The organism is Streptomyces odonnellii (assembly GCF_000981895.1).
In the GTDB taxonomy this organism is placed as follows: domain Bacteria; phylum Actinomycetota; class Actinomycetes; order Streptomycetales; family Streptomycetaceae; genus Streptomyces; species Streptomyces odonnellii.
Genome location: NZ_LATD01000204.1, coordinates 1 through 7,622, shown reverse-complemented (window position 1 = coordinate 7,622; position 7,622 = coordinate 1). Strand labels below are relative to the sequence as shown.

Sequence of the window (7,622 nt, the reverse complement as noted above, 5' to 3'; positions counted from 1 at the left end):
TGCTCCTTAGAAAGGAGGTGATCCAGCCGCACCTTCCGGTACGGCTACCTTGTTACGACTTCGTCCCAATCGCCAGTCCCACCTTCGACAGCTCCCTCCCCGAGGGGTTGGGCCACCGGCTTCGGGTGTTACCGACTTTCGTGACGTGACGGGCGGTGTGTACAAGGCCCGGGAACGTATTCACCGCAGCACTGCTGATCTGCGATTACTAGCAACTCCGACTTCATGGGGTCGAGTTGCAGACCCCAATCCGAACTGAGACCGGCTTTTTGAGATTCGCTCCGCCTCACGGCATCGCAGCTCATTGTACCGGCCATTGTAGCACGTGTGCAGCCCAAGACATAAGGGGCATGATGACTTGACGTCGTCCCCACCTTCCTCCGAGTTGACCCCGGCAGTCTCCTGTGAGTCCCCATCACCCCGAAAGGCATGCTGGCAACACAGAACAAGGGTTGCGCTCGTTGCGGGACTTAACCCAACATCTCACGACACGAGCTGACGACAGCCATGCACCACCTGTACACCGACCACAAGGGGGCTGACATCTCTGCCAGTTACCGGTGTATGTCAAGCCTTGGTAAGGTTCTTCGCGTTGCGTCGAATTAAGCCACATGCTCCGCTGCTTGTGCGGGCCCCCGTCAATTCCTTTGAGTTTTAGCCTTGCGGCCGTACTCCCCAGGCGGGGAACTTAATGCGTTAGCTGCGGCACCGACGACGTGGAATGTCGCCAACACCTAGTTCCCAACGTTTACGGCGTGGACTACCAGGGTATCTAATCCTGTTCGCTCCCCACGCTTTCGCTCCTCAGCGTCAGTAATGGCCCAGAGATCCGCCTTCGCCACCGGTGTTCCTCCTGATATCTGCGCATTTCACCGCTACACCAGGAATTCCGATCTCCCCTACCACACTCCAGCCTGCCCGTATCGAATGCAGACCCGGGGTTGAGCCCCGGGCTTTCACATCCGACGCGACAAGCCGCCTACGAGCTCTTTACGCCCAATAATTCCGGACAACGCTTGCGCCCTACGTATTACCGCGGCTGCTGGCACGTAGTTAGCCGGCGCTTCTTCTGCAGGTACCGTCACTCACGCTTCTTCCCTGCTGAAAGAGGTTTACAACCCGAAGGCCGTCATCCCTCACGCGGCGTCGCTGCATCAGGCTTCCGCCCATTGTGCAATATTCCCCACTGCTGCCTCCCGTAGGAGTCTGGGCCGTGTCTCAGTCCCAGTGTGGCCGGTCGCCCTCTCAGGCCGGCTACCCGTCGTCGCCTTGGTAGGCCATCACCCCACCAACAAGCTGATAGGCCGCGGGCTCATCCTCCACCGCCGGAGCTTTCAACCCTCCCCCATGCAGAGAAGAGTATTATCCGGTATTAGACCCCGTTTCCAGGGCTTGTCCCAGAGTGAAGGGCAGATTGCCCACGTGTTACTCACCCGTTCGCCACTAATCCACCCCGAAAGGCTTCATCGTTCGACTTGCATGTGTTAAGCACGCCGCCAGCGTTCGTCCTGAGCCAGGATCAAACTCTCCGTGAATGCGCACCGGATATCCGGCACCACACACGAGAGCGGAACCACCAGCCGGAATAAGACCAGTGGTCCACAGCGTCCTCGCTGTGTATTTTTCTTCAAAGGAACCTCAACCAGCCGGAACGAAACCGTTCCCGCCGGTCGGGGTATCAACATATCTGGCGTTGACTTTTGGCACGCTGTTGAGTTCTCAAGGAACGGACGCTTCCTTTGTACTCACCCTTCCGGGCTTTCCTCCGGGCTTTTCCCTTCGGCCTTGCGTCTCCGACTCTATCAGATCCTTTCGGGCCTGATTCCCAGTCAGCGGGGTTTGTCTTCCCGGCCCTTCGGCCGTTCCGACGTTTCAAACTCTAGCGGATTTCCCCGGAGGCTCATAATCGGGCCTTCGAAATGAAATGCGGCATGCCGAAATTCATCCCGGCCTGGGAGTTCGTGCTGAGTTTGGGTGCCGCTGCTGCGGCTGAGTGGCTGCCGCGGATCCGTTCCGGTCCCGTGACAACTCGAAGAACCTTACGGATCACCCCCGGGCGTGTCAAACGAGATCCCGCTCACTCGCTCCGACCGAGGTCGGCCCAGGTCAAACCCGGGTCGACCCAGCTCAGCCCAGGTCGTTCAGCCGCCCGCCGGCGTCCGGCTGGGCATGTTCCACCCGGCGCAGGAGGCGGATCAGCATTTCGCCGAGGCCTCGGCGTTCGTCACCGGAGAGGTCCTGGAGCAGGTCCTCCTCGAAGCTGGAGGCCATCCGCATCGCCTCCAGCCATTTCGTACGGCCCTCGTCCGTCAGCTCGACGATGACCCGGACCCGGTTGTTCTCGTCGCGGTCGCGGGTCACCAGACCGTCGGACGCCATGCGGTCGATGCGATGGGTCATCGCGGCCGGGGTGAGTCCGAGGCGCTTCGCCAGTTCTCCGGGGCCCAGGCGGTAGGGGGCTCCGGAGACCACCAGGGTCTTGAGGACCTCCCACTCGGCGTTGCTGATGCCGAGCTCGGCGAGGTGGCGGCCGTACGAGACGTTCATACGGCGGTTGAGCCGGCCCAGCGCCGAGACGACCTGTTCGACCTGGGGGTCCAGATCGCGGAACTCGCGCTGATAGGCCGCGATCTGCTCGTCGAGGCTCGGTTCCTGGGGGTCCGGTGGGCCGGGCTTCTCGGGGGTGTCGGGCATCGGGGCAGTATGCCACGGTCACTCATTGGCATTGAAGTCCTTCGATGTGTATTGTTGAACTCCTAACTTTAGCTTCGAAGTCTTCAGGCTTCAGCTTCGATCCATCTCGATCTTTCTTCGACTGTTGAGGCAGGTGAGTGTGACCAGGGCGATGGGCGCTGCGATGCGCCGGATCCAGGCGGGGAACGCGCTGAGCGCGTTCGGGCTCGGGTTCACGGTTCCGTATCTCTATGTGTATGTCGCCCAGGTGCGAGGCCTGGGCGCGAGTACGGCGGGTGCCGTGCTGGCCGTCTTCGCCATGGCCGCGCTGGTCGTGCTGCCGTTCACCGGGCGGGTCATCGACCGGCGCGGGCCGCTGCCCGTACTGATCACCGGTGCGGTGCTGGCGTCCTCCGGGGCGCTGGTCATGGGGCTGGCGGGGAATGTCCCGACGGCTGTAGTGGCCGCTGTGCTGCTGGGCGCGGGTACGGCCGTGATGCAGCCGGCGCTGGCCACGATGATCGTCTGGTGCTCGACGCCGTCGACGCGGACACGGGCGTTCGCCACGCAGTTCTTTCTCGCGAACCTGGGGCTCGGGATCGGCGGGCTGATCGGCGGGCAGATCGTCGACGAGGACCGGGCGGGCTCGTTCACGCTGCTGTTCTCCGTCGAGGCGCTGATGTTCCTCGTACTGGCGGGGACGGCCGCCACCGTCCGGCTGCCCCGGCCCGCCTCTCTCGCGGGCGCCGTCTCGACCGGCACCTCCGCGAAGGACAGCGCCAAGAACAGCGCCGGCAAGAACGCCGGCGGGCTGCGGGCCATGCTGCGGCACCGGGCCATGGTGCAGCTCTGTGTGCTCGGGTTCGTGCTGTTCTTCGCCTGTTACGGGCAGTTCGAATCGGGTCTCGCCGCCTATGGCACCGAGGCCGCCGAGATCGACCCGGCCGCGCTCGGGGTCGCGCTGGCCGCCAACACCGCGGTGATCGTGGTCGCGCAGTTCGTCGTCCTGCGGCTGGTCGAGCGGCGCAGGCGCAGCCGGGTGATCGCGGCGGTCGGGCTGATCTGGACGCTCGCGTGGCTCATGGCGGGGTACGCGGGGCTCGGGCACGGCAGCGCCACGATGGCGACGGCCGCGTTCATCTCCACGTACGCGCTGTTCGGGCTCGGCGAGGCGATGCTGTCGCCGACCGTCGCGCCGCTGGTGGCCGATCTGGCGCCGGTGTCCGCGGTCGGGCAGTACAACTCGGCGTTCGCGCTGGTCAAGCAGCTCGCGCTGGCGCTCGGCCCGGCTGTCGGCGGGCCGATGGGGGCCGCGCTGCCTGGCCCGTACATCGTGACGTTCGTACTGTTCTCGCTGGGCATCACCGTGCTGGCGCTGCGTCTTGGCCGGCGGCTCACGCCCGTACAGGATCAGCCGTCGCTCGCGTCGGCCTCGCGTCTGGTCGCACGGCACACCCCGGAGACGGCTGCCGAGCCGGCTCCGGCCTGCTGACGCCGGATCAGTCCCCGGGGCTCAGTGCGGCAGGGCGAATTCACACCAGACCGCCTTGCCGCCGCCCGGGGTTCGGCGTGAGCCCCATGACGAGGCGATGGTCGCGATGATCGAGATACCGCGGCCCGCCTCGTCCGCCGGTTCCGCCCTGCGGCGGCGCGGCAGATGCTCGTCGCCGTCCGTCACCTCGATGATCAGCCGACGGTCGGTGCGGCGGAGCCTGAGGCGCATGGGCGGGGTGCCGTGCTGGAGGGAGTTCGCGACGAGTTCGCTGGTGGCGAGCACGCCCAGATCGCGCAGTTCGACCGGGAAGCGCCAGGAGGCGAGGACCCCGGTGGCGAACGCGCGGGCGCGCGGGGCGGCTTCGACGCCGCCCAGCAGATCGAGCGCCGCGTTGTGGAACAGCTCGGCGTCCGGGCCCGTACGGGAGGGGTGCTGGAGGACGAGCACCGCGACGTCGTCGTCGTGCTCGGCGGTGACCCCGAGGGCGCGGATCAGCCGGTCGCAGACGACCTGCGGCGAGCCCTGCGCCCCGGCGAGGGCGCGCTCCAGGGCGGCGACGCCTTCGTCGATGTCCTCGCCCCTGCGCTCGACCAGGCCGTCGGTGTAGAGAACGGCGGTGGAGCCGGGCGGGAGCGGGACGGTGCCCGAGCTGTGGAGCCAGCCGCCGGTGCCGAGGGGCGGTCCTTTCGGGTCCTCGGCGCGCCGTACCGTACCGTCCTCGGCGCGCACCAGGATCGGGAGATGGCCGGCGGACGCGTAGACGAGCCGGCCCTCGTTGGGGTCGTGGACGGCGTAGACGCAGGTGGCGATCTGGCTGGCGTCGATCTCGGCGGCGAGTCCGTCGAGCAGCTGGAGCACTTCGTGCGGCGGCAGATCGAGCCGGGCATAGGCGCGGACCGCGGTACGGAGCTGGCCCATGACGGCTGCCGCGCGGACCCCGCGGCCCATCACATCGCCGATGACCAGGGCCGTGCGCCCGGCGCCGAGGGTGATCACGTCGTACCAGTCGCCGCCGACCGCCGCGTCCGCGCCGCCGGGCTGGTAGGTGGCGGCGACGCGGAGGTCGTCCGGCTGCTCCAGCTTCTGCGGGAGGAGCGAGCGCTGGAGGGTGACGGCGGTCTTGCGGTGCCGGCGCTCGCTGGTGCGCAGCCGGTCGGCCGCCTCGGCGTGGTCGGTGACATCGGCGGCGAAGACGAGGACGCCGCCGGTGCCGCGGCAGTCGACGGGGGTGCAGGTGACGGTGTACGAACCCTCCCCGGCGACCTGGACCTTGCGGGACTTGACCGTACGGGGCTTGCCGCTGCGCAGCACCTGGTCCAGCAGCGGGAGCAGTCCCAGCTCGGCGAGTTCGGGGCAGCTCTCGGCGGCGGTGGCGCCGGGCGGGCGGGCGCCGAAGGCGGTGGTGTACGCGTCGTTCACATAGGCCAGCCGGTGCTCGGGGCCGTACAGCAGGGCGACCAGGGCGGGGAGTCCGCCGAGGATCTCGCCCGCGGAGAGGTCGTCGAGGGCGGGAAGGTCCGTCACCGGGTCGGGCGGCTGTTCGTACTCAGCACGGGCCGCGGGCACGGAACCGCGGTCCGTCCGCGCGGCGGCGCGGCGCTGTGTACCGGGGAGCCGGGCGCTCCAACGCGTGAAGTTCACGGATTCTCAGGCCTCATGGTGTCGTCGTGCGGTCGTCTTGGCCGGGCTGGTCGGGCCGGGCTGGTCGTCGGGGCCGGTTGCGCCGAGCGGGCCGGATCACTCTGTGCAGATGTGAACCCACCTATGGTCACACGTCCGGTCTGGTCGAGCACACTGACGGGGGCGCCTGCCGTGTCCGGGGCGTACCCGGGTCGTTGACGCCTCCCCCGGCCGGCCGCGGTCGGCGGTGGCCGGCCGTGTCAGCGGTGCGCGGGAGTTCCGTACCGCCGTGGGGACGGTGATATGGCTGCCATCACGTGTCCTTGGGCCGTTCGCCGCCCGCAGCGAGTTCGAACTCCGCGCGCGGGTGTTCCAGCGAGCCGAGCGAGACGATCTCGCGCTTGAAGAGCCCGGATAGGGTCCATTCCGCGAGAACGCGGGCCTTCCTGTTGAAGGTGGGGACGCGGCTGAGGTGGTACACGCGGTGCATCAGCCATGCGGGATAGCCTTTGAGCTTACGGCCGTACACATGCGCCACGCCTTTGTGGAGGCCGAGGGACGCGACCGAACCCGCGTACGCGTGACGGTAGTCCTGGAGGGGCTCGTCGCGCAGGGAAGCGACGATGTTCGCCGCGAGAACTCCGGCTTGGCGGACTGCGTGCTGGGCGTTCGGGGCACATAGGGCGCCCGTTTCATCCGCTGTCAGATCGGGTACGGCCGCGGCGTCGCCGGCGCCCCAGGCGTGCTCGGTGCCCTCGACGGCCAGCGTGGCGGCGCACTTCAGCCGGCCGCGTCCGTTGAGCGGCAGATCGCTGGCGGCGAGGACCGGGTGCGGCTTGACGCCGGCGGTCCAGACGACCGTACGGGTACGGAACCGGGCGCCGTCGCTGAGGACGGCGACGCGCTCCTCGCAGGAGTCGAGTCGCGTTTCGAGCCGTACGTCGATATTGCGGGCGCGCAGTTCGCGGACGGCGTAGCGGCCCATCTCGTCGCCGACCTCGGGCAGGATGCGGTCGGTGGCCTCGACGAGGATCCACTTCAGGTCGTCGGCCTTGATGTTGTGGTAGTACCGCGAGGCGTAGCGGGCCATGTCCTCCAGTTCGGCGAGCGCCTCGACGCCCGCGTAGCCGCCGCCGACGAAGACGAAGGTGAGGGCGGCGCTGCGGATCGCGGGGTCGCGGGTGGAGGAGGCGATGTCCATCTGCTCGATGACATGGTTGCGCAGGCCGATGGCCTCCTCGACGGTCTTGAAGCCGATGCCGTGCTCGGCGAGACCGGGGACCGGGAGGGTACGGGAGACGGAGCCGGGGGCGAGGACGAGTTCGTCGTAGCTGATCTCGACGGTGCCGTCGCCCTCCTCTTCCTCGGACGCGAGGGTCTTGAGGGTGGCCGTGCGTCTGGAGTGGTCGATGGCGGTGGCTTCGCCGATGATGATCGTGCACTTCTCCAGCACGCGGCGGAGGGGAACGACGACATGGCGGGGCGAGATGTTCCCGGCGGCCGCTTCTGGCAGGAACGGCTGATACGTCATATAAGGGTCGGGCGATACCACGATGACCTCGGCCTCGCCGCTTCTCAGCTTCCGCTGGAGGCGCAGCGCGGTGTACATCCCGACGTAGCCACCGCCGACGATCAGGATGCGCGCACCGGGCGTGGGTGCGGGGGTCGTCCCCCGGGAGATCTCTGCCTTCACCATCCCATGACGCACCGGGCCCTCGTGTTTGTCCACAGCCGCGACAGATTGTGTGACCGGAGGCCTTCGCCGGGCCCGGCCGGGCAAAAGCGCAGGTATTGACGGAGGGACGCAGGTCAGCGGGGGCGCGGGGGGTGGCGG

At 67.7% G+C, this 7,622-nt stretch carries 4 protein-coding genes and 1 rRNA gene; 1 reads left to right on the top strand and 4 read right to left on the bottom strand.

The window, feature by feature from the left end; translation table 11 throughout:
- Window positions 1-10: 10 nt before the first annotated feature.
- Window positions 11-1,535, bottom strand: a 16S ribosomal RNA gene (locus WH07_RS19710).
- A gap of 592 nt (window positions 1,536-2,127) precedes the next feature.
- On the bottom strand, window positions 2,128-2,694 hold the full coding sequence (locus WH07_RS19705; protein WP_046501569.1) for a MarR family winged helix-turn-helix transcriptional regulator: 567 nt from the start codon (window positions 2,692-2,694) through the stop codon (window positions 2,128-2,130).
- 151 nt (window positions 2,695-2,845) lie between these two features.
- Here WH07_RS19705 and WH07_RS19700 point away from each other — a divergent pair, with 151 nt between their 5' ends.
- Window positions 2,846-4,165, top strand: coding sequence for an MFS transporter (locus tag WH07_RS19700; RefSeq protein ID WP_198533842.1), 1,320 nt, complete (start codon window positions 2,846-2,848; stop codon window positions 4,163-4,165).
- Between the two features lie 21 nt (window positions 4,166-4,186).
- Here the strand turns inward: WH07_RS19700 and WH07_RS19695 are convergent, their stop codons facing one another.
- On the bottom strand, window positions 4,187-5,809 hold the full coding sequence (locus WH07_RS19695; protein ID WP_046501565.1) for an ATP-binding SpoIIE family protein phosphatase: 1,623 nt from the start codon (window positions 5,807-5,809) through the stop codon (window positions 4,187-4,189).
- A gap of 292 nt (window positions 5,810-6,101) precedes the next feature.
- Window positions 6,102-7,484, bottom strand: a complete 1,383-nt coding sequence (locus WH07_RS19690) for an NAD(P)/FAD-dependent oxidoreductase (protein WP_046501563.1) — start codon at window positions 7,482-7,484, stop codon at window positions 6,102-6,104.
- Window positions 7,485-7,622 lie beyond the last annotated feature (138 nt).